The sequence below is a fragment of the Kitasatospora sp. NPDC059327 genome, assembly GCF_042752535.1.
In the GTDB taxonomy this organism is placed as follows: Bacteria; Actinomycetota; Actinomycetes; order Streptomycetales; family Streptomycetaceae; genus Kitasatospora.
Map to the genome: position 1 here is coordinate 1 of NZ_JBHYYB010000122.1, position 21,814 is coordinate 21,814.

Annotated in this window: 21 protein-coding genes and 1 riboswitch; of the genes, 10 read left to right on the plus strand and 11 right to left on the minus strand. The window is 72.8% G+C overall.

The genetic code is table 11. The features are described from left to right. Positions 1 to 133 precede the first annotated feature (133 nt). Positions 134 to 661: an NUDIX domain-containing protein gene (locus tag ACFXHB_RS39280; RefSeq protein ID WP_380581005.1), complete on the minus strand. Its 528-nt coding sequence runs from the start codon at positions 659 to 661 to the stop codon at positions 134 to 136. A 328-nt stretch (positions 662 to 989) separates the two neighbouring features. Between ACFXHB_RS39280 and ACFXHB_RS39285 the strand changes: the two genes are divergently transcribed. Both ACFXHB_RS39285 and ACFXHB_RS39290 read left to right on the plus strand, forming a co-directional pair. Then, complete coding sequence (locus tag ACFXHB_RS39285; protein WP_380581007.1) at positions 990 to 1,769, plus strand: IclR family transcriptional regulator; 780 nt, start codon at positions 990 to 992, stop codon at positions 1,767 to 1,769. 246 nt (positions 1,770 to 2,015) lie between these two features. Continuing rightward, positions 2,016 to 2,435 carry an SsgA family sporulation/cell division regulator gene (locus ACFXHB_RS39290; protein WP_380581009.1) on the plus strand — a complete coding sequence of 140 codons (420 nt, stop codon included), beginning with the start codon at positions 2,016 to 2,018 and terminating at the stop codon, positions 2,433 to 2,435. Between the two features lie 170 nt (positions 2,436 to 2,605). Here the strand turns inward: ACFXHB_RS39290 and ACFXHB_RS39295 are convergent, their stop codons facing one another. Next, the gene (locus ACFXHB_RS39295) at positions 2,606 to 2,983 is read right to left on the minus strand and encodes a phage holin family protein (RefSeq protein ID WP_380581011.1); all 378 of its coding nucleotides are present in this window, start codon (positions 2,981 to 2,983) and stop codon (positions 2,606 to 2,608) included. Between the two features lie 110 nt (positions 2,984 to 3,093). On the opposite strand from ACFXHB_RS39295, the gene ACFXHB_RS39300 reads away from it, so the two are divergent. From ACFXHB_RS39300 to ACFXHB_RS39310, 3 genes are all read left to right on the plus strand, one after another. Then, positions 3,094 to 3,411, plus strand: coding sequence for a cupin domain-containing protein (locus tag ACFXHB_RS39300; protein ID WP_380581013.1), 318 nt, complete (start codon positions 3,094 to 3,096; stop codon positions 3,409 to 3,411). A 95-nt stretch (positions 3,412 to 3,506) separates the two neighbouring features. After that, on the plus strand, positions 3,507 to 4,175 hold the full coding sequence (tenA, locus tag ACFXHB_RS39305) for a thiaminase II (RefSeq protein ID WP_380581015.1): 669 nt from the start codon (positions 3,507 to 3,509) through the stop codon (positions 4,173 to 4,175). A gap of 270 nt (positions 4,176 to 4,445) precedes the next feature. After that, positions 4,446 to 4,646, plus strand: coding sequence for a DUF5326 family protein (locus ACFXHB_RS39310; RefSeq protein ID WP_380581017.1), 201 nt, complete (start codon positions 4,446 to 4,448; stop codon positions 4,644 to 4,646). Positions 4,647 to 5,019: 373 nt separating this feature from the next. Here ACFXHB_RS39310 and ACFXHB_RS39315 read toward each other — a convergent pair whose 3' ends face one another. The 3 genes from ACFXHB_RS39315 to ACFXHB_RS39325 all read right to left on the minus strand — a co-directional run bounded on the left by ACFXHB_RS39315 (position 5,020) and on the right by ACFXHB_RS39325 (position 8,049). Then, complete coding sequence (locus tag ACFXHB_RS39315) at positions 5,020 to 6,510, minus strand: SPFH domain-containing protein (protein ID WP_380581019.1); 1,491 nt, start codon at positions 6,508 to 6,510, stop codon at positions 5,020 to 5,022. 103 nt (positions 6,511 to 6,613) lie between these two features. Next, on the minus strand, positions 6,614 to 6,820 hold the full coding sequence (locus ACFXHB_RS39320) for a hypothetical protein (RefSeq protein ID WP_380581021.1): 207 nt from the start codon (positions 6,818 to 6,820) through the stop codon (positions 6,614 to 6,616). A 104-nt stretch (positions 6,821 to 6,924) separates the two neighbouring features. Continuing rightward, positions 6,925 to 8,049 (minus strand): LPXTG cell wall anchor domain-containing protein, encoded by a 1,125-nt coding sequence (locus tag ACFXHB_RS39325; protein ID WP_380581023.1) that lies wholly within the window; start codon positions 8,047 to 8,049, stop codon positions 6,925 to 6,927. A gap of 185 nt (positions 8,050 to 8,234) precedes the next feature. After that, positions 8,235 to 8,369: riboswitch (TPP riboswitch) on the plus strand. Here ACFXHB_RS39325 and thiC point away from each other — a divergent pair. Next, positions 8,365 to 10,197, plus strand: a complete 1,833-nt coding sequence (thiC, locus tag ACFXHB_RS39330; RefSeq protein WP_380581025.1) for a phosphomethylpyrimidine synthase ThiC — start codon at positions 8,365 to 8,367, stop codon at positions 10,195 to 10,197. (Overlaps the previous riboswitch by 5 nt.) A 104-nt stretch (positions 10,198 to 10,301) precedes the next feature. On the opposite strand, the gene ACFXHB_RS39335 is transcribed toward thiC, so the two are convergent. Together ACFXHB_RS39335 and ACFXHB_RS39340 are read right to left on the minus strand one after the other, a co-directional pair. After that, a complete protein-coding gene (locus tag ACFXHB_RS39335) occupies positions 10,302 to 10,445 on the minus strand; it encodes a hypothetical protein (protein WP_380581027.1) in 144 nt (47 codons plus the stop codon). Positions 10,446 to 10,734: 289 nt separating this feature from the next. After that, a complete protein-coding gene (locus ACFXHB_RS39340; protein ID WP_380581029.1) occupies positions 10,735 to 11,157 on the minus strand; it encodes a CBS domain-containing protein in 423 nt (140 codons plus the stop codon). A gap of 213 nt (positions 11,158 to 11,370) precedes the next feature. Here ACFXHB_RS39340 and ACFXHB_RS39345 point away from each other — a divergent pair, with 213 nt between their 5' ends. Then, positions 11,371 to 11,889: a DUF5994 family protein gene (locus ACFXHB_RS39345; protein WP_380581031.1), complete on the plus strand. Its 519-nt coding sequence runs from the start codon at positions 11,371 to 11,373 to the stop codon at positions 11,887 to 11,889. A 917-nt stretch (positions 11,890 to 12,806) separates the two neighbouring features. Beyond that, the gene (locus ACFXHB_RS39350; RefSeq protein ID WP_380581033.1) at positions 12,807 to 14,708 is read left to right on the plus strand and encodes a PKD domain-containing protein; all 1,902 of its coding nucleotides are present in this window, start codon (positions 12,807 to 12,809) and stop codon (positions 14,706 to 14,708) included. A 172-nt stretch (positions 14,709 to 14,880) separates the two neighbouring features. On the opposite strand, the gene ACFXHB_RS39355 is transcribed toward ACFXHB_RS39350, so the two are convergent. Continuing rightward, positions 14,881 to 15,273, minus strand: coding sequence for a VOC family protein (locus tag ACFXHB_RS39355; RefSeq protein ID WP_380581035.1), 393 nt, complete (start codon positions 15,271 to 15,273; stop codon positions 14,881 to 14,883). 126 nt (positions 15,274 to 15,399) lie between these two features. On the opposite strand from ACFXHB_RS39355, the gene ACFXHB_RS39360 reads away from it, so the two are divergent. Further along, positions 15,400 to 16,287, plus strand: coding sequence for a LysR family transcriptional regulator (locus ACFXHB_RS39360; RefSeq protein WP_380581037.1), 888 nt, complete (start codon positions 15,400 to 15,402; stop codon positions 16,285 to 16,287). A gap of 95 nt (positions 16,288 to 16,382) precedes the next feature. Here the strand turns inward: ACFXHB_RS39360 and ACFXHB_RS39365 are convergent, their stop codons facing one another. From ACFXHB_RS39365 to ACFXHB_RS39375, 3 genes are all read right to left on the minus strand, one after another. Then, entirely contained in the window at positions 16,383 to 17,306 is a 924-nt protein-coding gene (locus ACFXHB_RS39365; protein WP_380581039.1) for a hypothetical protein, read from the minus strand. 226 nt (positions 17,307 to 17,532) lie between these two features. Then, positions 17,533 to 18,783, minus strand: a complete 1,251-nt coding sequence (locus tag ACFXHB_RS39370; RefSeq protein WP_380581041.1) for a metallophosphoesterase — start codon at positions 18,781 to 18,783, stop codon at positions 17,533 to 17,535. Between the two features lie 310 nt (positions 18,784 to 19,093). Beyond that, positions 19,094 to 20,251, minus strand: a complete 1,158-nt coding sequence (locus tag ACFXHB_RS39375; RefSeq protein WP_078879728.1) for a LacI family DNA-binding transcriptional regulator — start codon at positions 20,249 to 20,251, stop codon at positions 19,094 to 19,096. Positions 20,252 to 20,610: 359 nt separating this feature from the next. Between ACFXHB_RS39375 and hisC the strand changes: the two genes are divergently transcribed. Next, complete coding sequence (gene hisC, locus ACFXHB_RS39380) at positions 20,611 to 21,687, plus strand: histidinol-phosphate transaminase (RefSeq protein WP_380581043.1); 1,077 nt, start codon at positions 20,611 to 20,613, stop codon at positions 21,685 to 21,687. The last annotated feature ends 127 nt before the right edge of the window (positions 21,688 to 21,814 follow it).

Below are 21,814 nucleotides of genomic sequence, written 5' to 3' on the forward strand. Positions count from 1 at the left end.
CGGGCTCGACCTGGGGGGCTTTGGGGGGGGGGGTGGCGGGGGGTGCCCCCGGCCGGGCCGACGGGCCGGGCCTTGCGGCGGGCCCGGCGGGGACGAGCCCGGCGCGGCCCGGCTCGTCCCGGCGCGGCCCGGGTCAGCCCAGGTCGGGCGCGAGCAGCGCGCGAACGCCCTCGATGTTGGCCGCCAGGTAGGCCCGCAGACTGGGCGGGACGACGTTGACCGAGGTGACGCCCTCGCGGGTGAAGGGCACCCGGACCACCTCGTACTCGCCGTTGGGCCGGTCCACCTCGGGCCCGTGCCGCCGGGCGAGGTCCATCGAGGCGAGCCGGCAGACGAAGAAGTGCTGCACCTTGACCCCGTGCGGGTGGAGCAGGGTGCCGTCGTCGTGGTGGGTGTGGCTGATGGTGTCGACGAAGGCGGGGACGACGTCCACCACCTTGCCGCCGAGCTCCTCGTCGACCTCGCGGTGCAGGGCCTCCGTCACGGTGCGGTCGCCGCTCTCGACCCCGCCGCCGGGGGTGATCCAGTACGGGTGGGGGGAGCCGGGCCTGGTGCGTTTGATCAGCACGATCGAGGCCGGTCCGTGCGGATCGGCCTGGTCCAGCTCCAGCAGGATCGCCCGTGCGGTCCGTTTGACGACGGGGCGGGGCGGGGTGCGCATGGCCACCTCCGGGGCTGGAGCGTTGTGCGGGAGTCTCCCGCAGGCCGGCGGGGCCGAAACTCGCGCCCGCTCGGGTGCGTCCGTTCGGGGAGTGCTCACACTGCGGATAGATCTTGGATAGCAAAGGCGAGACGCGAAATGGACTTGAAATGATCGAGCGTAAGTCTTCTTTAGCCTTCAATTCGAAGGAATTTATCGATCGAATCGTAAGAGAGTGATTGCAGCCGCGCCGGGCCTGTGCTGCAATGAGCGACTATCGGGCAAATCGGAGTACTTCACTCCGCATGCCCTCCTGTGCAACGACTCGGGCTGGGGGCTGGGTGTGGTCATGGATCAGATCGTGGGGCGCACGACACCGACGCGCAAGGACCGGCAGCCTACCCTGATCGCCTCCGTCCAACGGGCGCTGCGGCTGCTGGAGGCCGTCGGAGGCTTTCTGCAGGGCGCGACCGCCAAGCAGCTCGCCCGCGCCGCCGGCCTGCCGCTCGGCACCACCTACCACCTGCTGCGCACCCTGACCCACGAGGGCTATCTGCGGCGGGCCGACGGCCGGTTCTTCTACGGGGAGTCGGTGGACGGCATAGGCCGGGCCGACGACCGGCAGTCCGAGCGGCACGACCTACGGGTCCGGATGGAACAGTTGAGGGACGAACTCGGCGCCGCGGTCTACTTCGCGCGCTACCAGGACGGCGAGGTGACGGTGGTGGACACCGCCGCCGGGGCCGGCCAGCCGGCCGTCGAGCCGTGGGCCGACTTCCGCGCCACCGCGCACGCGCACGCCATCGGCCAGTGCCTGCTGGCCCAACTGCCCGACGAGGCCCGGCGCGACCACCTCGCCCGCCACCCCCCGGTCGGGCTCACCCCCTCCACCCTCTCCGACGAGTCGACGGTGCTGCGGCGGCTCGCCGCGCTGCGCCCGACCGTGCCCGTGCTGGAGCAGCAGGAGTACGCGCTCGGCACGGTCTGTGCCGCCGTCCCCATCACCGTCGGCTCGGTGGTCGCGACGATGGCCATCTCCCTCCCGGTCGAGCAGGCCGGCCGGTTGGTCGCGGCCGCCGCACAACTGCGGCGCAGCGTCGGCGCGATGACGGCCTCGTTCGTCCGCTGACCCTCCTTGTGCCCCAGGGGCAAAGGCCCATTCCCCCTCGTTCACCATTTGAAAAAGCACACCTTGTCCACTACGTCCCCAAACGTGGACGATGATGATCGAACGGGGACTGGTTGCACAAAACCGCCTCAATCGGTCGCACGGCCGACACAGTCGCACTCCCTCACATGTCAGCGAACTGCATTGTCCGGGCCACCTGCGGACCCACAGCACGCACGGCCGGGCAGAACGAGAGGTACTGGCGCCATGCAGCACAGCACAGTCCAGGGCCACCTGGTGATGAACCTCGTGGTCTCCACCGAGCTCTCCTTCCGCATCGTGGTCGACCTGGAGTACGACCCCGCCGATCCGTACGCGGTCCGCTTCACCTTCCACCTGCCCGGCGACGCCCCGGTCACCTGGGTCTTCGCCCGGGAGCTGCTGCTCGACGGGATCAGCCGGCCGGCGGGCGAGGGCGATGTGCACATCCACCCGGTCGGCGAGGAGCTCTCGGAGGTCTGCATCGTGCTGCACTCCCCCGACGGGGACGCCCTGCTGCGCTCCTCCGCCCCGCCGCTGATCGCCTTCCTGGCGCGGACCGACCGGCTGGTCCCGATGGGACAGGAGCTCACCGGTGGGGAGATCGACGCCCAGCTCGCCGACATCCTCGGCGGCTGTGAGAGGTGACCGGTCGCCCGGCCGGTACGGCGGAAGGGGCCCGCTCCCGGGGACGTGACCGGGTGCGGGCCCCTGGTGCGCGTGGAGCGCGTCGGGCCGTCGGGCCGTCGTGGCGGCCGTGGCGGCCGTGGCGGCCGTCGGCGTGCTGCGCGGCGGGCCGCCGTGCGGGTCGGACCCGCTCAGTCGTCGTCGCCGAGCGCCAGGTTGAGCCCCCAGGAGACCAGGCTGATGATCAGCGCGCCGAACAGCGCCGACCAGAAGCCGTCGACGGCGAAGTCCAGGTCGAGCTTGTCCGAGGCCCAGGAGGTCAGCCAGAGCATCAGGGCGTTGATGACGAAGGTGATCAGGCCCAGGGTGAGGATGAACAGGGGCAGCGAGAAGAGCTGGACCACCGGCTTGATCAACCAGTTGACCACCCCGAAGACCAGCGCCACGGCGATCACCGTCAGCGTCTTGTGCTGCCAGTCGTTGCCGGTCAGCGTGATGCCGGTGACGATCCAGGCGGCCACCCAGATGGCGGCCGCGTTGATAAGTGTCTTGATGACGAAACCCTTCATGGGGCCAGCGTCGCAGGCCGGAGGGGGTGGGGGAAGCTCCCGGCGGCATGTTGGTGTTGAATGCCGGTGGGCCCCGCCCGGTGCCCGGACCAGGACGAGGAGGGAGCCCGGTGAAGCTGTTCCGGCTGGACGAACTGGACGCCGAGCGCGCCGCCAACGACGGTGCCTACCTGCGTTTCCTGCGCGAGCCGCGGATGTCGGCCGGCCTCTACGCGCTGTCCCCCGGTGACACCGACCCGCAGACCGCGCACGCCCAGGACGAGATCTACCAGGTGGTCAGCGGCCGGGCCGAGTTGACCGTCGGGGCCGAGACCACCACGGTGGCCCGCGGCACCGTGGTGTACGTCCCGGCCGGGGTGCCGCACCGGTTCCACCACATCACCGAGGAGCTGCGGGTCCTGGTGGTGTTCTCCCCGCCGGAGGACTGAGCGGTCGAGCGGCCGGTCGGGGGCGCGGCGGTCGTGGGAGCGCCCGCCGCAGGACCGCCGGTCGGGGCCCGGGGCGGTCCGGTTAGGGTCGGGACATGAGTCTGAGCCTGACGGAAGAACTCTGGGCGGCGATCGAGCCGATCTACGCCGAGATCCTCGACCACCCCTTCATCGGCGGCCTCACCGACGGCACCCTGCCGCGCGAGGCGTTCCGCCACTTCGTCGTCCAGGACTCGCACTACCTGCGCGACTACGCCCGCGCACTCGCCGTCTGCGCCGCCAAGGCGCCCGCCGAGGAGGATGTGCGAGCCTTCGCGGACGACGCGGTCGGCGCGTTGGCGGCCGAGCAGGGCATGCACGCGGAGTTCATGACGGCCTTCGGCGCCGACGCCGAGCAGGCCGCCGCCGAGCCGGTCCTGCCCACCACCCGGGCCTACACCAGCTACCTGCTGGCGACGGTGTACGGCGGCTCCTTCGCGGAGGCGGTCGGCGCGGTGCTGCCCTGCTACTGGATCTACGCCCGGGTCGGCGACCGGCTGCTCGCCGAGGGCTCGCCCGACCCGCTGTACGCCAAGTGGATCGCCACCTACGGTGACGAGGCGTTCCAGTCCGTGGTGCGTCGGGTCCTCGCCCTGACCGACCGGCTCGGCGAGGAGATCTCCCCGGCCGAACGCCGTCGGGTGGTGGAGCACTTCACCACCACCTCGCGGTACGAGTGGATGTTCTGGGACGCCGCCTGGCGCGGCGAGCGCTGGCCGGTCTGACGCCGGCCCGGCGCCTCCCCGGGGGCGGCGGCACCCCGACCCTCCCCGGGATTCCGGTCCCGCGCCGGTTCTCCCGTCCTCGGGGCGGGGGTGTTCGCGCGTTTCTCCCCCAGGGTCTCCCCGGGGGCCGGGGTAGGGGTGATCTCCGGGTTCTCTCCGGGCCGTTGGCTCTCGTTCCGGCCCGTGCGTCACCGTACGATCGAAGTATCGAAAGCAAAGCGGGATGCGGCACCGGACGGCAGCCGGCCCGAGGGGAGAGAAGGAACGGACATGGCTGAGTTCTGGAAGTCGCTGCCCTCGTGGGTGCGCAACATCGTTGTCCCGGTGCTGGTGCTGATCCTGGCCTGGAACATCATCGGCTTCGTCTTCGGCGTGGTGGGCGCGCTGCTGAGCCTGGTGTTCAAGCTGCTGGTGGTGGTCGGGATCGCCGCGGCCGTGGTGATCCTGGTGAAGAAGGCCGCCAAGAGCTGAGCCGCCGGCCGGACCCGGACGCCCGTACCCCCTCGGGGGGTGCGGGCGTCAGTCGTCGGTGGAGGCGTCGGCGGCGGTACCGCCGAAGGGCAGGACCGTGTCGAGGTCCCAGCCCGGCCGCCAGTGGGGCCGGTCGGGCCCAGGGCGGCCAGGCACGCGTCGGCGAGGCTCTGTACGGCGGTCAGGCCGATCCGGACGTCGCCGCCCGGGAGCAGCGGGACTCCGTGCCGCACCCGAGCCAGTACCTGCGGGGCGAGGTGCGGATCGCCCGGCCCGTAGACGGCGCGTGGGCGCAGCGGGCGTGCCCGCGCCCACCTGAGTACGGGTACTCGGGTGGGCGCGGGCGGCTACCCGATCGTTCCGGGGGAGGGTCTCACTCCTCGACCGGGATCTGCTGGACGGGCACCACGGCGGCCGTGGCGCCCGCGCCGGTCGCCGCCGTCGCCGCTCCCGCGGCCGGGCCCGACTGCTCGGGCCCGTGCAGGGTGGTGAGCAGCTGGCGGGCCAGCCCGAGGCCGGTCCCGCCCATCGTGAGCGCCTTGGCGAACAGTTCGCCCACCCCCTCGGCGCCGTTGAGCAGCACCATGTGCTCCACATTGCCGAAGGACTGCGCGGCCGCCAGCACGATGTCCGGCCACTTCTCCGCCAACTCCTGCGCCACCACCGCGTCCTGGTTCTCCGCGAGGGCGGCGGCCCGGGCCTGGATGCCCGCCGCCTTGGCGAGCCCGATCGCCTTGGCCGCCTCCGCCTCCGCCAGCCCGCGGGCCTCGGCGGCCGCGGCCTCGGCCTGCCCGGTGGCCCTGGTCGCCTCGGCCTCGGCCAGCGCGCGCAGCCGGGTGGCGTCCGCCGCCGCCTCGGCCGTGATCCTGACCTGGCCGGCTTCGGCGGCGGCCTTCAGCTGGGTCTCCTGGGCGTGGGCCTGCGCGGCGGAGATCCGGGCGTCGCGGTCGGCGTCGGCCCGGGTGCGGGTCTCGTACGCCTTGGCGTCGGCCGGCTTGCGGACCTCGATCTGCAGCTGCTGCTCCTTGCGGCGCGCCTCCAGCTCGGCGACCTTCGTCTCCTGGACGACCACCTCCTGCCGGGAGGCGGCCTCGGCGAGCGGTCCGGCCTGCTCGGCCCGGGCGTTGGCGGTGTCGCGTTCGGCCTGGTAGGCGGACTGCTGGATGGCGCTGTTGCGGGTGGCCTCGGCCTTGCGGGCGGCGGCCTCCTGCTCCGCCTCGGTGGCCATCCGGTCGGCCTCGGCCTGGGCGATCCGGGCGTCCCGCTGGACGGCCGCGGCGTGCGGGATGGCGAGGTTCTTGATGTAGCCGGTCGGGTCGATGATCTCCTGGATCTGCAGGGTGTCGATGATCAGCCCGAGCTTCTCCATCTCCAGACCGGAGGCGGCCCTGGTCTCCCCCGTGAGCCGCTCGCGGTCGCGGATCATGTCCTCGACGGTGAGCCCGCCGACGATCGAGCGCAGGTGCCCGGCGAAGACGTTGTGGACCCGCTGGCTGATCAGTTTCTGCTGGTCCAGGAAGCGCCGGGCGGCATTGGCGATCGAGACGTCGTCGTCGCCGACCTTGAAGATCACCACGCCCTTGACCCGGACCGGGATTCCCTGGGTGGTGACGCACTCGACGTTCAGCTCGGCCTCGTTGAGGTCCAGCGAGAGCCGGCGGACACCTTGCAGGCCCGGCGTGACGAAAGTCCCCCGGCCGGTGACGATCCGGAAGCCCAGACCGTCCCCGACCCCCTCGGTCCGGTGCCGGGAGCCCGAGATGATCAGCGCCTCGTTGGGCTCGGCCACCCGCCACATGAGTTTGAAGAGCGTGATTCCCGCCAGCAGCACCGCGGCGGCTGCCCCGATGATGACGTACACCATGGTTCAACTCCCCCTCTCGGCACATGAGATGCGCCGTTTCGGATTGTCCGCCCGGTACAACCCGAAGAGAAGAGAAAGGACGTGACGGCCTGTCACAAGCTCGTCACGGAAGCACCGGCGCCACGTAGACCGTCCGGGGCGGCTGGTACTCGATCACCACCACCGGTGTCCCGACCGGCAGTCGGTCGCCCGGGACGGCGAGATAGGCGAGGAACGCCTCCGTGCCCCGGCGCTCCGGAACGTGCACCATCACCTCGCCGACCAGCCCCGCACCGACCGCCCCGCTGACCCGCCCCGCCAGTCCGACCATGTCGGCCAGTGTGCCACCCCGGTGGGCTCGTCCGCCGGTGCGCCGGAAGGCCGGTGCCCGTCCGCCGGTCGACAGGCGGACGGGCACCGGCGGCGGCCCCGGGCTCAGGACCCGGCGTGCTCCCGGCGGCGCCGCACCACGAGGACGGTGGCGAGGCCCACGGCCACCGCGCCGACCGCGCCGGCGGCCAGCGGAGTGGTCGAACCGGCTCCGGTGTGCGCCAGTTGGGCGCCCTGAGCGCTGGTGGTGGCGGTGCCGCCGCTGCCGGCGACCGGGCTCATCGAGGGGCTCGGGGTGCCGGTGGGGCGGGTGCCGGCGGCGGGGACGGCCGTCGTGGTCGAGGCCGGGGAGGCCGTCGTGCCGGGCGTCGACGGCGTGCTGCCGGTGCCGGCCGCCTCGGTGACGGTGATGGCGGCGGAGCTGTCCGCGATGGTCTGGCAGTAGTCCCGGCCGGGCTGCTCGTACGTGAAGGAGGACTGGCCGGACACGCTGGCACCCACCGTCTCCGCGACCGCGTCGCGGCCGGCGGCCAGGCGGATCTCGAAGGTCAGTGACTGGTCCTTGGCGAGCCGGAAGGACTGGAGCGGCACCTGGAGCCAGTTGTCGCTGCTCGCCTTGACCGGGGTCCCGGTGGCCCAGGCGCCGCCGGGGAACTTCGTCTCCACGGTGAAGGCGCGGGCGCCGTGCCCGATCACGGTGAACTTGGTGGTGAAGTCGGGCAGGTCGTAGCCCGTGGTGTTGCGGACGGTGATGGTGGATTCGACGGCCGGCCCGCCCTTCACCAGGGTCAGCCTGGCGTAGCCGGTCCCGTTCCAGGAGACCGGGACGGTCGCGACCGGGCGGTGGGCGAAGGAGCAGGGCTGCGCCGAGGGGCTGCCGGTCGGGGTCGGCGTACCGGTCGGGGTGGCCGACGGGGTGGCCGACGGGGTGGCGGTCGGGGTGGCGGTCGGGGTGCCGGTCGGCGTCTCCGTCGGGACGGCGGTCGGTGCCGTGCTCGGTGCCGTGCTCGGTGCCGTGCTCGGTGCGGTGGTGGGCGCCGTGCTCGGCGCCGGTTCGGTGGCGTCGCCGGTCGGCCCGGTGCTCGGTGCGGCGGTTCCGCTCGCGTTCGAGGCGGTGGTGGTGGGCGTCGCGGTCGGATCGGCGAGCGGGGCGGCGGATGCCGCACCCAGGCCCAGGCCGAGACTCGCGGTGACGGCCGCACAGGTGACAAGGAGGCGCGAAGTCCTCATGGTGATCCCCCAGATGGTGGCGCAGGTGGACCGACTACGTGCCGGTCGTGCGCGAACGCGTGCGCGAGGATCGTACCGTCGGTGATCAAACGTTCGGGCCGGAGCCGGCCGGCGCTGGACGGACCCCCTCTGGACCAGCGGCGATTCGCTCGCTACGGTGTTGGACGTCATGCGCAGGCAACACCGCCTGCGGACACGGGAGCTCGGAGCACCGGGCTGAGAGGGCGCTGACCGGAACGTCGCTGGACGTGCCGAACGCTGCGTCGACCGCAGGAACCTGACCGGGTAATGCCGGCGTAGGGAGTAGAAGGTCTGATGACCACGTTCGATGCACAGCCGCAGTCTGCCCGGAACCAGGACGCCGGGAGCGCGGGCACCGGAAGCGCGGGCACCGGCTACCCGACCCCGGCCTGGCGCAAGGCCTACCGCGAAGGGTCCCGCCCCGACCTGCGCGTCCCGTACCGCGAGGTCGTCCTCACCAACGGCCGGACCGTCCCGCTCTACGACACGTCGGGCCCGTACACCGACCCCGCGTACGAGGCCGATGTGCGCCGCGGCCTGCCGCCGCTGCGCGACGCCTGGATCCGCCAGCGCGGCGACGTCGAGGAGTACGACGGCCGGGAGGCCCGCCCGGAGGACGACGGGATCAAGCACACCTCGCCGCGCGGCGGGAACCTGCGCAACCTCGACGCCGTCTTCCCCGGCCGCCCGCGCCGCCCGCTGCGCGGCCGTTCCGGCGCCTCCGTCACCCAACTCGCCTACGCCAGGCGCGGCGTGGTGACCCCGGAGATGGAGTTCGTGGCCCTGCGCGAGGGCCTGGCCCCGGAGTACGTCCGCGAGGAGGTGGCGCGCGGGCGCGCCGTCATCCCGGTCAACGTGAACCACCCCGAGGTGGAGCCGTCGATCATCGGCACCAACTTCCTGGTGAAGATCAACGCCAACATCGGCAACTCCGCCGTCACCTCCTCGATCGAGGAGGAGGTGGAGAAGATGACCTGGGCCACCCGCTGGGGCGCCGACACCGTCATGGACCTCTCCACCGGCCGCAACATCCACACCACCCGTGAGTGGATCCTGCGCAACTCCCCGGTGCCGATCGGCACGGTGCCGCTCTACCAGGCGCTGGAGAAGGTCGACGGCCGGGCCGAGGAGCTCAGCTGGGACGTCTACCGCGACACGATCGTCGAGCAGTGCGAGCAGGGCGTCGACTACATGACCGTGCACGCCGGTGTGCTGCTGCGGTACGTGCCGCTGACGGCCCGCCGCAAGACCGGCATCGTCTCGCGCGGCGGCTCGATCATGGCCGCCTGGTGCCTGGCGCACCATCAGGAGAACTTCCTCTACACCAACTTCGAGGAGCTCTGCGAGATCCTCGCGAGCTACGACGTCACCTTCTCGCTCGGTGACGGCCTGCGCCCCGGCTCGATCGCGGACGCCAACGACGAGGCGCAGTTCGCCGAGCTGCGGACGCTGGGCGAACTCGGCCGGATCGCCCGCGAACGCGACGTCCAGGTGATGATCGAGGGACCGGGCCACGTCCCGATGAACAAGATCCGGGAGAACATGGATCTCCAGAAGGAGATCTGCGACGAGGCGCCGTTCTACACCCTCGGCCCGCTGACCACGGACGTCGCCCCCGGCTACGACCACATCACCTCGGGCATCGGCGCCGCGATGATCGCCTGGTGGGGCACCGCGATGCTCTGCTACGTCACCCCCAAGGAGCACCTGGGCCTGCCCAACCGGGACGACGTCAAGACCGGCGTCATCACCTACAAGATCGCCGCCCACGCCGCCGACCTCGCCAAGGGCCACCCCGGCGCCCAGGCCTGGGACGACGCGCTCTCCGACGCCCGCTTCGAGTTCCGCTGGGAGGACCAGTTCAACCTGGCCCTCGACCCGGAGACGGCCCGCGAGTTCCACGACGAGACGCTCCCCGCCGAGCCCGCCAAGACGGCCCACTTCTGCTCGATGTGCGGCCCGAAGTTCTGCTCGATGAAGATCTCCCAGCAGATCCGCGCCGAGCACGGCGAGGGCTCCTCGGCGGTCGCCTCCGGCTACGACGCCGAGGCCTTGGCCGGCATGCAGGCCAAGGCCGAGGAGTTCGCGGCCCAGGGGAACCGGGTCTACCTCCCCCTGGCCGACTGACGGTCATCGAGAACGGCGCCGCACCGGGAGGCAGGAGGGGGCTTCCCGGCGCGGCGCTCCGCCCGGTCCGGGGCGGAGGGCAGGAGCCCGGTCTCGTCGGCCCGTCACATCACCGGCTCGGCCTCGTCCCGCCACGCGACGCCGGCCGGCCAGGCGGGCTTGGCGATGCCGCTCAGCGCTTCGGCCGACGAGGTGCCGTCCCCGCCCTGGACGCCGATCCGGTCCCGTCCGCGCCGCTCGATCCGCACTCACGTGCCGCTCCCGGTGCGGGCGCCGACGGACCGGCGCTTGCGGACCACCGTCGGCGGATCGAGCGTGGTCCCCAACGCGGTTCCGGCGCGTTCGAGTACCTCGTCGACCGTTACCCGGCGCAGATCCGTCAGGGGGCGACGGTAGTGATGCTCAGACGTGTCGGGGCATGTCCTGGGTTCACGCGGCCCCGATTCGCGCTCGCGTCGTCGGACTGCCGGCATGCGGTGCGCCCTCCGGCCGGGCGCCCCGGTGGCGCCGTCCGGACCTCGGGCTTCGCCTTCCCGGTCAGCCGACGGGGCGGAGGCCCGTCAGGCCGGCGACGCGGTCGGCGGTGAGGATGCCGAGGAGGTAGCCGTCGTCGTCGATGACCGGCCAGATCGTGAGGGACTTGATCTGCATGGCGAGCGCCGCGAGGCCGAGAGCCATGCTCGGCCAGGCGAACGGGCCCCGCTGGTGCGCGGTGTCGCGCAGCGCGGTCCGTTCGGCGTGCCAGGAGCGGGTCAGGAAGGGGTCGAGGCCGATCCGGGTCACCAGGCCCTCGCAGCGGCCGTTGTGGTCGCGGACGAGCAGGTAGGCGACCTGGGCGCCGCGGAAGATCTCGTTGGCCCGGTCGACGGTGATGTCGTCGGCGATCTGGTACTCGTAGGGCTCCATCGCGTCCGCGACCGTGAGGCCGTGACTCGCGGGCTGTGTGTAGTGGGTGGTCATGATGTCGACCCAACCCGCCTCCGGGCCGGCCTGCGGCCGTCCGGCGCTGTGCCGCACCCAGGACGAAGCCGGAACGGGGACCGGGATGCGGGATGCCCTGGATGCGGCCAAGGCTACTCCGGTCGGGTCCGGACCGTCGGGGCGCGGAGTAGCCTGGGGAGACAGCCGAGGACACGTCGTACACCGGTAGTGGCACTGGTGTCGCCCGAGGTCATGAGCGGTCCTCTCGGAGGGCCGGACGGGCGGCTCCTGATGATGCCGATCCCCCTTCCCATCTCCTCCTCCCCCGAGCCGTGGTCGGTCCCGGGCGTGCCCCTGCTCCCCCGCCTGGTGCTGGAGCCGACGTTCGCCCGCGACGGTGTGTTCGACGGCGCGTGGTGGCCGCGGACCCATGACATCCGGGCCGAGCTGCCGGACCTGCTCACCGCGCTCGGCGTCCATCTGGGCCGGATCGTCCGGGTGGGTCTCGACAGCGGTGGCTGGGGTGACATCCCCGACTCGGTCACCGTGGACGGCCTGGTGGTGCGGATCGGCTGGTTCGCCGCCAGCGGCGAGACGATCAGTCTCACCCGCGGCTTCCAGGACCACTTCCTCCTCCTCGTGGTGCCGCCCGGCACGGACCCGCGCACGGCGGCCGCCGCGATGCGGGCCGCGGCCGCGGTGGGGAACCACACGCCGGCGGGCGAGCTGCTCATCGCGGCGGGCGGGTCCGGCGCGGCGCTCCCGGGCTGACGTCGCGGGGCTGACGTCGCGGGGCTGACGTCGCGGGGCTGACATCGCCGGGCTGACGTCGCGGCGCCGGCGTCCGCGAGGCCCTGGGACGAAGTGGGACGAACACCCGGCGCCTTGCACGTCGCCACGACGACGGCCGTCGCCACGACGACGGCACCGCACCTCGGGAACCACGGGGCGGGCCCGCGACCGAAATGGGGAGTCGCGGGCTCGCCCCCCGCGTTGAGCCGACGCCGCAAAGGCCGTGACGGACGCGCCGGTACTCGTCCGTCTCGTGTTCTCCTGTCCGTCATCGCGCGGATACCCGTGCCGGCGCCGTCGGGCGGGTGGGCGACGCCCACCGAGCGGGCACGGTTACGTGATGTGCCGTTGAGTGTGGGGTCAACGCCTGAGAATGTCATTTGTTCCGAACATGTCGCTGACGAACATGCAGATCGTCGTGGCCGGCGAGGAGAGGGTGCCCGGAGCCGTCCCGGTCGGGCTCCGACGGTTGCCGAGCGCAGGGCGTCCGTGATTGCGCGGGGCGGTGAGAGGTCCTGTCGCGTCGCCGCGGAGTCCGGGCTGCGGGGCAATCCGGCCCACCCGCCGTCGGCGGACCGGGCGCCGTACGTGTCGGACCGGACCAGGTGGGAGGGGTGATCTCGCGCCCCGCACTCCACCGGACACGTGGGGTGCGGGGCCCGGGGCTCGCCATTCACTGTCGTGGTGCGGCGGCATTGTCGACTTGCCGTCCGTATCAACAGGCGGAATATCAAATGGTTGGCCTACTGAATGACGGTCCGTTATTCTCCGGCGCAGCGCAGTAGGGGGATTCCGTGCGCCGCCGCGTCAGGACGCGGCCATTTCGAACGTTTGAGGATGAATTGAGACTTCGGCACGCAATTCTGGCGGCCTCGCTCATCGCGTCACCGCTCGCGTTGTCCCTGCCTGCCCACGCCGCCGACCCGGAGAAGGACCACTCCGTCCAGATCGACGGCTTCGCCTCGGTGGAGGTCGGCGGCGGCTGGTCCGAGGGCACGGTGACGGTCAAGAACGACGCGGACGCGGCGTACAGCGGCCAGCACCTCGTGCTCTACTTCGGCAGCCAGATGCTCGGCGTCGACCAGGTCGTCGCCGAGTACGGTGACGGCGCCGACGGCGGCTGGCAGCCGGTGAACCTGATGGACCAGGACCTCGGCGGGGTGCCCGCGGGCCACCAGGGCGTCGCGGCCGACCTGACCGGCGCCGGGATCGACGTCGCCGCGCACTCCGCGCGCACCTTCAAGCTGCGGTTCAAGCTGGTGCAGTCCGCGTTCGAGGGCCCGTCGTACCGGGACGTCGCCGTCGAGGCCTTCCTGGCACCGGCCCTCGGTGCGAACGGCCAGGCGCAGGACTGGACGGCCCGGACGGGGAAGGGCGTCCTCACGACGGGCCTCACCACGGCCGTCAACGGTCTGCCCACGGCCGTCCCGGCGGACGGCAAGCCGCACCCGTTCCAGGTCTCGATCAAGACCGCCAACGGCTTCGACTGGCACCTCACCAAGGCGTCCTTCTTCCTCTGGGCCGGCCAGGGGAACGGCTCGATGTACGGGCCGGCCGACTGCGACGCCGAGCTGGACGTCCAGGACCCGAAGGACGGCAGCTGGCACAAGGTCCGTCTGGGGGCCGCCGGACTCGACGAGCGCGATGTCGACCTGACCAAGTGGGCCACCGGTCCGGTGGACAACCGGGTGATCAACGCCCGGCTCACCCTGGGCGGCAACTTCAAGACGGACACCGACGCCGAGCTCGGGTTCGGCTACTTCCCGGGCGACGGTCCGGTGCACTTCTGGACCGAGCAGCCGATCTCCGCCACGCCGGTCCCGGGCGCCCCCGAGTGCGTCGACCCCGCCTCCGCGGCCATCCAGCCCGCGCTCTCCCTGACGCCGTCCGGCCCCGCCGGGCTGGAGGTGCTGGCCTCCGCCGCCGGTACCGTCAGCCCGTGGCCGGTGGCGCAGTACCGGTTCGACTTCGGTGACGGCCAGACCGCCGGCGGGGACGCGGCCGGCTCCTCCGGCTGGCACTACTACGAGCAGCCCGGGACGTACACCGTCACGGCGACCGTCACGGACGACCACGGCCGTTGGGCCTCGACCAAGCAGACGATCACGGTGACCAACCCGGTCGCCGGCCGCTGGACGTCCGGCCAGCGGGGCGCCACGCCGGCGTTCTTCCGCAACGGCTCGTGGGCCCTGCTGAACGCCAACGTGAACGACGCGCCGACCACCCAGGTGTCCTTCGGCCAGGCCGGGGACCTCCCGATCGCCGGGGACTGGGACGGTCTGGGCCACGACCAGCTGGGAATCTACCGGCCGTCCTCGAACACCTTCGCGCTGCGGCACGGGGACGGCAGCGTGACGGCGGTGCCGGTCGGTGAGCCCGGTGACATCCCGGTGCCGGGGCTGTGGGACGGCAACGGCCACGCCCAGCTGGCGATCTACCGGCCGAGCACCTCGACCTTCGCGGTGCGGCACGACGACGGCAGCTACACCACCGCCGTCTTCGGCAACCGGGGTGACATTCCGCTCGTCGGTGACTGGGACGGGGTCGGGCACGCCCAGCTCGGCATCTACCGCCCGCTCCGCCTCGCCGGGCGGGTCGGTGTCTTCGCCCTGCGTCACGACGACGGCAGCGTCTCCACGGCCAACTACGGCATCACGGGCGACCAGCCGATCGTCGGCGACTGGCTGGGTGTGGGCCGCACCACCTTCGGTGACTACCGTCCGTTCTCGGGCCGGTTCTTCCTCAACCGCGGCTACGTGGGGCAGTCCGACCTGATCATCACCTACAAGCTCCCGTAAGGCCTCGGGACACCGGGCGGGCCCGCCGCGCGCGGGCCCGCCCGGACCTCGGTCGAGGGCACGCCGGACCCCTGTACCGGCGTGCCCTCGACCTGTTCGGGGGGTGTGGCTCCGGCGCTCGGCCGGCGTCCTCGGCGCCCGGCGCTCGGCCGGCGTCCTCGGGGCCCGGCGCTCAGCCGGCGTCCTCGGGGTACCAGCGCAGCTCGACGGTGTTGCCGTCCGGGTCCCGCACGTAGACGGAGGTCGCGCTGCCGCGCGCGCCGAACCGGGGTACCGGGCCTTCGAGGACGGTGAACACGCCGGAGTCGATGACCTCCTGCCAGTCCAGCGGGTCGACGGTCAGACAGATGTGGTCGACGTTGGACCCGCCGCGCTCGCGGCCGGTCAGGTCGATGATGGTCTCGGCGGTGACCCGCACGGACGGGAACGACACCCGGCCGGCCCGCCACTCGTCGACCCGGACCGGGGCCAGGCCGAGCAGGCCGACGTAGAAGTCCAGTGAGCGCTCGACGTCCCGGACGTTGAGGACGAGGTGGTCGAAGGCTTTGACGCGGACGGCGCTCATGGGGTGTCTCCGGGAGGTGTGGCGCTGGGTCGGGGTGACGTCTTCCATGGTCCGCCGCCCGGGTGAGGTCATCAACGCACCTTTGATCCATGATTGTTGAGCAGGACTAAACGAAGGGGGCCGGTGATGTGGGAGCGCCATGAGATCGAGGCGGTTCTGACGCTCGCGGAGGAGCTCCACTTCGGCCGCGCCGCCGAGCGGCTGGGCGTCACCACCGGGCGGATCAGCCAGGTGATCGGGAAGCTGGAGCGGCGCATCGGCGCCGCCCTGTTCGAGCGGACCAGTCGTACCGTGCGGCTCACCGCGATCGGGCAGCGGCTGGTCGAGGACCTGACGCCGCTGGTCGCCGGGATCGAGGAGTCCGTGCGCCGGGCGGTCGACGCCGGGCGCGGTGTGACCGGCGAACTCCGGGTCGCCTTCCTCGGCGAGTGGACGGCGACGGTGCTGCTCAAGGCCGTGACCCTGTTCTCCGGGCGCCACCCCGGCTGCCGGGTCGACGTCCGTGAGGTGCAGCTGTTCAACTCCCGGGCGAGTCTGCTGGACGGCTCCGTCGACCTGCTGATCGCCGCCTTCCCGTTCGACGGGATGGCCCGCGGCCCGGTGCTGATCTCGGAGCGGCGGGTCCTGGCGGTGGCCGCCGGGCACCCGTTGGCCGGGGCGGAGTCGGTCTCGCTGGAGGTCCTCGCCGACCATCCGGTGGTGCAGTACCCGGCGGTCACCTCGGTGGAGTTCAAGCGCGACCGGACCCCGGAGGTCACTCCGGCCGGGCGGCCGGTGCCCAGGGGGCCGGTCGGCAACACCTTCTCGGAGATGCTCTCGCTGGTCGCGCTGGGCCGGGGCGTCCTCCCGGTGGGGGAACACTCCCGGCAGTACTACCCCCGCCCGGACGTCGCCTACGTGCCGATCCACGACGCGCCGCCGATCGAGCGCGGCCTGGTCTGGTTGGAGAGCAACACCACCGAGCGGGTCCGCGCGTTCGTCCGCGCCGCGACGGAGGCGGCCGCGCGGGCCTGAGCGGGTGCGGACGGCCGAGCCTGACGGGCGGACACCCCGGCCTGACGAATGGTCAGGGTGCCCGCGAGGGAGGCCGGACGGAACGGGCCCCGGGCTCAGACCTCGTCGGGGCCGGTGAATCCCGGCCCGGTGTACCCGGGGCCGGTGAAGTCCGGGGTGCTGAAGGAGGCGGTGCGCGGCTGCCGTCCCTGCGGGTCGGTGAGCCCCTCGGCGCCGGGGCTGGTGAAGCCCGGCCCGCTGTAGCCGGGGCTGCTGAAGTCCGGGCTGCTGAAGTCGGGACGGGCGCTGTCGGAGCGTGCGCCGTCGGGGCGGCCGGGCGCGCCGGCCGGCTCCGGTACGCCGGGCGGCGTCGTCCCGGGGTCGGCGCGCAGGGTGGCGTGCAGGTAGGGCAGCAGCGCCCGCTCCCGCAACGCGCGCTGCCAGTCGCGCCGGGCGTCGGCGATCTCGGCCGCGAGCTCCGGGTCGGCGCCGGGCGGGGTCGGCGCGCTGGAGCCGTCCCGCAGGGCGGTGAGGATCAGCCCGACGATGCCCACGACCATCGCGACCACGCCGGCCGCCAGGGCCAGCCAGCCGGCCGTCAGCAGCGAACGGGCCAGCCTCAGCTCGGGGTCGGCGGCCCGCAGGGTGTAGCCGATCAGCAGCAGTACCAGCGCGGCGGCCCAGGCCAGGATCGGGGTGAGCACGGTGAGCACCGGGAACAGCCCGGCGCCGCCGTTGGCGGAGCGCAGCTGGGAGAGCAGGCCGGGTGCGGTGGGCTCGCCGCCGCGGGCGGCCGGCGGCGTGTCGCGCAGGCCGGCGCGGAGCCGGACGTAGTGGTCGTACTCGGTGGCCGCCGCGGCCGCGACGCCGTCGGCGGCGCGCAGGGCCTTGATGCGCAGCTGGTCGGCGGTGAGGGCGCCGGGCGTGCGCAGGGCGGTGAGGACGGTGCCGTCACGCAGTGCTTCGTCCAGGAGACGCTCGTAGTCCGGGCGGTCCTCGGCGAGCAGGTGCGGGGCGTTGTTCATGGGGACCCCGTTCATGCCAACCCCGTTCGCTCCGTCGTGGTGGGCGGAGACGGGTACGGAGACGGGCCGTCACACGGGCGGCCGGGTGTGGTGTGCCCTTGATGGTAGGGGTGCGCGTGGCCGTGCAGACAGTAAGTTTCCGGAATTTCGCGCCCCGGGCCGCGCGTGCGCTACGGCCCGGGCGCCGGGAACGGGTGTTCGCCCTGTGGTCGGTGGTGCGGTCGGTGGTGCCGGCGGACGCTCAGATCGGCAGCCGCGCGACGAGCAGCCGTCCCTCCATCGTGACGCCGCCGTCCATCGCGACGGCGAGCTCGTCGGCGTAGACGTACGGGCCGGGGATGTGCGGCGGGGCGCCGTCGTCGGCGTGGACCGCGCCGGTGAGGTACGGGATGGGGCTGTGGCCGTGCACGATCCGGATGCCGCCGAAGGTGTCGAGCAGCTCGTGGGCGGCCGTCGGGCCGGCGTCGCCGCGGAAGGCGAAGCGCTTGGTGAACCGGCGGAAGCAGTCCCACCACTGGTCCACGCCCTCGTCGGCGAGCAGGTCGTGGACGGCGTCGTTGACCGCGGCGATGGAGTCGCCGTACTCCAGGTACGCGGTGGTGTCGGAGTGCAGCAGCAGGTGGCCCTCCTCCAGCGCGATGGCGGGCAGCCGGGAGAGCCAGCTGATGTGGTGCGTCTCCAGTCGGTCCAGGTCGTGCTGCTGGCCGCCGTTGAGCCGCCAGGCGGCCAGGAAGGAGGCGGTGCCGGCGGTGGACTGGACGGGCTCGTCGCCGTACCGGGCGGCGCCCAGGAAGAGCAGTTCGTGATTGCCCATCAGGGCGCGGCAGTAGCCGCCGGCGGCGGCGGCCTCGGCGGCGAGCTGCATGACCAGGTCGATGACGCCGATGCCGTCGGGGCCGCGGTCGGTGAAGTCGCCGAGGAACCAGATCCGGGAGCGGCCGGCGGACCAGTGGCCGTCGGCGTCGATCAGGCCCTGGTGGCGCAGCTCGGCGAGCAGTTCGTCGAGGTAGCCGTGCACGTCGCCGACCACGTAGAGCGGGCCGGGCGGCTCGTTGGGCGCGGGCGCCGGGTACGGGTGGTAGGGCAGCTCGGGGAGCGGGGGACCGAGCTCGATGGTCGGCGGGTCGTCGCTCTGGTGCGCGGTCGAGGGCCGGTCGGTCAGGGTCGGCTCGTACCCGCCGTGCTCGGTCTGCGCGGCCTGCGGGTGCCCGGCGTGCGGGTGTCCGTTGGCCTGCGGGTGTCCGGCGTCGTGCGGGTGCCCGGGGTCGTGCGGGTGGCCGGCGTTCTGCGGGTGTCCGACGGCCGGCCAGTGCTGTTCGAGGTACCGGGCGCCACCGTAGCCGCTGTACGTCTCCGACTCGTACGCCGCCTCGGCGTACCCGGCGGGCTCCGGTTCGTAGTAGGTGCCGAAGGGCAGCACGTCGAGGTCCGGCTGGTGGCGGGGGCCTGAGTCGGGGTGTTCAGGCCCGGGGAAGCGGTCCTCGGGTGTCATTCGCCCATCATAGGAAGACCACTCTCCCGGCGTCGTCACCTGGTGGGTATCCAATCCTCCGGAGCGTCAGCCGAGCGGTCCGTCAGGTCCGTTTTGTCCCGGCTAGGCATGGTCTAGACCGCAAGGAGAGCCCGCGGGGCCCTCGGCGGCCGGTGGGCCGCTGCTCGGCGGTCGGCGGGTCGGTCCTCGGCGGTCCGGCCCCGGTCCTCGGCGGGTCGCCGCGGGGCCCGCCACCGGTCCGGGCCGTCGCACCGGGCCGTCGCACCGGTACGACGGCCCGACGGCCCGGGTGGCCTGCACCTCGCCGGTCCTACACCTCGCCGGGCGGGCGCGGCGGGCTGACGGTCGTGCGCGGGCTCCGCCGCTGGGAGGACGCGCGGACGATCAGCTCGGTGGGCATCAGGGTGCCGGGCGGCGGCCCCGTCCCGGCGGTGCGGAAGCGGGGCGGGAAGAGCCGGGCGATGTCGACGCCCGTCCCGGAGTCCACCCCCTCGATGGCGTCGATCAGCAGGTTGACCACCGTCGTCCCGATCCGCCGGGGCTTGAGCGAGAGGGTGGTGATCGGCGGCTCGGTGGTCGCGTACACGTCGCTCTCGCTGCAGCAGACCAGCAGCAGGTCGTCCGGCACCCGCAGGCCGTACCGCCGGGCGGCGGCGAGCAGGTCGGTGCCGTTCGGGTCGAAGAGGCCGTAGACGGCGTCGGGCCGGTCGGGGCGGGCCAGCAGCCGGTCGGCGGCGACCGCCCCGGCGGCCGGGTCGTGCGCCGGGTAGGTCTCGTACACCGGCTCCTGGCCGACCTTGGCGCACCAGCCGAGGTAGGCCTCGGTGGAGAGCCGGGTGTAGGTGTCGGTGCTGGTCCCGGTGAGCAGGCCGATCCGGCGGGCGCCGGCCTCGGAGAGGTGGTCGAGGATGCCGAGCACGGCGGCCTCGTGGTCGTTGTCGACCCAGGCGGTGACCGGGCAGTTGCCCGGCTTGCCGTCGCTGACCACCGGGACGCCGGACCGGTACAGCTCGCTGACCAGGGGGTCCTGGTCGGGCGGGTCGATCACCACGGTGCCGTCCAGGGCGATGTTGCCCCAGACGTCGTGCCGGGAGGAGGCGGGGAGCACCACCAGGGCGTAGCCGCGGCCGAGGGCGGCACTGGTGGCGGCGCGGGCCATCTCGGCGAAGTAGGCGAACTCGGTGAAGGTGAACGGCTCTTCGCCGTAGGTGGTGACGGTCAGTCCGATCAGGCCGGAGCGTCCGGTGCGCAGGGTTCGGGCGGCGGCCGAGGGGCGGTAGCCGAGGCGCTCGGCGACCTCGCGCACCCGGCTTCTGGTCTCGTCGGGCAGGCGGCCCTTACCGTTGAGCGCGTCGGAGACGGTGGTGATCGACACTCCTGCGGCTGCTGCCACATCCCGGATGCCGGCCCGCTCCAGACGCCGCGAGGTGGTGGGTCGCCGACCGCTCTGGTTGGCTGCTGCTGTCATGGCGGACCGATCGTATGGCTCCTGACAAGGGTCTGTGACCGGCGCATCGGGGGCCCTTGGAGATACGTTTCTCCAAGAGTGAGCCCGTGTGCGCCCCTTCGATACCCGCACGAAACCAGCCGTCTTACCTCTGACATGTGCCAAAGGAACCCTGCAGAATGGCTGATCTGCGCCAGTAACCCGACCGGGCATCTCACTCCTACGGGTGAGCGACGATCGGTATCGTTCAGGGCACCCGACCGGGGTGGTTCCGGTGCGTCGCGAGGTCCCTGGCTCGGCGGCGATCCCGTCCGACGCGGGAGCGGACGCACCAGCGGGCCCGACGCAGTGGGCCCGACGGAGAGAGAAGGAGAAGGACCGTGAGCGGAACGGCAGCGCAGGGGCCTCGGCTGAGGCCGAGCCTGGACGGCATCCCCACCTACAAGCCCGGCAAGCCGGCCGGCGCCGACGCCTACAAGCTGTCCTCCAACGAGAACCCGTACGAGCCGCTGCCCGGCGTGCTCGAAGCGGCGGTCGCGGCGGCCGGCTCCCTCAACCGGTACCCGGACATGGCGGTCACCGAGCTGACCGCCGAGCTGGCCCGGCGCTTCGACGTCCCCACCGAGCACATCGCCACCGGCACCGGCTCGGTCGGCGTCGCGCAGTCGCTGATCCTCGCCACCGCCGGCCCCGGCGACGAGGTGATCTTCGCCTGGCGCTCGTTCGAGGCCTACCCGATCATCACCCAGGTCGCCGGCGCGACGCCGGTCCCGGTGCCGCTCACCGCGGGCGGGGACCACGACCTGGACGCGATGCTGGCCGCGATCACCGCGAACACCCGGCTGATCTTCGTCTGCAACCCCAACAACCCCACCGGCAACGTGATCCACCGCGCCGAGCTGGAGCGCTTCCTGGACGCGGTGCCGGCCGATGTCCTGGTGGTCGTCGACGAGGCGTACATCGAGTTCATCCGCGACGCCGAGGTGCCCAACGGCATCGACCTCTACCGCGACCGTCCGAACGTCTGCGTGCTGCGCACCTTCTCCAAGGCGTACGGCCTGGCGGGCCTGCGGGTCGGCTTCGCGATCGCGCACGAGCCGGTGGCGAACGCGCTGCGCAAGACCGCGGTGCCGTTCGGCGTCACCCAGGTCGCCCAGAACGCGGCCGTCGCCTCGCTGCGGGCCGAGGAGGCCCTGATGGTCCGGGTCGACGCGCTGGTCGAGGAGCGCACCCGGGTGGTCGCCGGGCTGCGGGCGCAGGGCTGGGAGATCCCGGACTCGCAGGCCAACTTCGTCTGGCTGGCCCTCGGCGAGCGCTCGCAGGACTTCGCGGCGGCCTGTGCCGCGGCCGGTGTGATCGTCCGCCCGTTCCCGGAGGGCGTCCGGATCTCGATCGGCGAGGTCGAGGGCAACTCGATCTTCCTCTCGGTGGCCGAGGCCTTCCGCAAGGAGCTGTAGGGACGCGCAGGCAACGCGGAGTGGGGAGGGGGGGCCGCCGCCCAAGCACACCCCAGCGGGGGGGGGGGGGGGACCCGCGCCCCCGGCACTCCCCCCCCGGGAGCCCGGCGCGCCGCCCCCAGGCGGG

Excerpts from the sequence above, each read along its gene's own strand:
- ACFXHB_RS39280 (WP_380581005.1), bottom strand. The coding sequence starts at position 661 with ATGCGCACCCCGCCCCGCCCCGTCGTCAAACGGACCGCACGGGCGATC.
- ACFXHB_RS39285 (WP_380581007.1), top strand. The coding sequence starts at position 990 with ATGGATCAGATCGTGGGGCGCACGACACCGACGCGCAAGGACCGGCAG.
- ACFXHB_RS39290 (WP_380581009.1), top strand. The coding sequence starts at position 2,016 with ATGCAGCACAGCACAGTCCAGGGCCACCTGGTGATGAACCTCGTGGTC.
- ACFXHB_RS39295 (WP_380581011.1), bottom strand. The coding sequence starts at position 2,983 with ATGAAGGGTTTCGTCATCAAGACACTTATCAACGCGGCCGCCATCTGG.
- tenA (WP_380581015.1), top strand. The coding sequence starts at position 3,507 with ATGAGTCTGAGCCTGACGGAAGAACTCTGGGCGGCGATCGAGCCGATC.
- ACFXHB_RS39310 (WP_380581017.1), top strand. The coding sequence starts at position 4,446 with ATGGCTGAGTTCTGGAAGTCGCTGCCCTCGTGGGTGCGCAACATCGTT.
- ACFXHB_RS39315 (WP_380581019.1), bottom strand. The coding sequence starts at position 6,510 with ATGGTGTACGTCATCATCGGGGCAGCCGCCGCGGTGCTGCTGGCGGGA.
- ACFXHB_RS39320 (WP_380581021.1), bottom strand. The coding sequence starts at position 6,820 with ATGGTCGGACTGGCGGGGCGGGTCAGCGGGGCGGTCGGTGCGGGGCTG.
- ACFXHB_RS39325 (WP_380581023.1), bottom strand. The coding sequence starts at position 8,049 with ATGAGGACTTCGCGCCTCCTTGTCACCTGTGCGGCCGTCACCGCGAGT.
- thiC (WP_380581025.1), top strand. The coding sequence starts at position 8,365 with ATGACCACGTTCGATGCACAGCCGCAGTCTGCCCGGAACCAGGACGCC.
- ACFXHB_RS39340 (WP_380581029.1), bottom strand. The coding sequence starts at position 11,157 with ATGACCACCCACTACACACAGCCCGCGAGTCACGGCCTCACGGTCGCG.
- ACFXHB_RS39345 (WP_380581031.1), top strand. The coding sequence starts at position 11,371 with ATGAGCGGTCCTCTCGGAGGGCCGGACGGGCGGCTCCTGATGATGCCG.
- ACFXHB_RS39355 (WP_380581035.1), bottom strand. The coding sequence starts at position 15,273 with ATGAGCGCCGTCCGCGTCAAAGCCTTCGACCACCTCGTCCTCAACGTC.
- ACFXHB_RS39360 (WP_380581037.1), top strand. The coding sequence starts at position 15,400 with ATGTGGGAGCGCCATGAGATCGAGGCGGTTCTGACGCTCGCGGAGGAG.
- ACFXHB_RS39365 (WP_380581039.1), bottom strand. The coding sequence starts at position 17,306 with ATGAACGGGGTCCCCATGAACAACGCCCCGCACCTGCTCGCCGAGGAC.
- ACFXHB_RS39370 (WP_380581041.1), bottom strand. The coding sequence starts at position 18,783 with ATGACACCCGAGGACCGCTTCCCCGGGCCTGAACACCCCGACTCAGGC.
- ACFXHB_RS39375 (WP_078879728.1), bottom strand. The coding sequence starts at position 20,251 with ATGACAGCAGCAGCCAACCAGAGCGGTCGGCGACCCACCACCTCGCGG.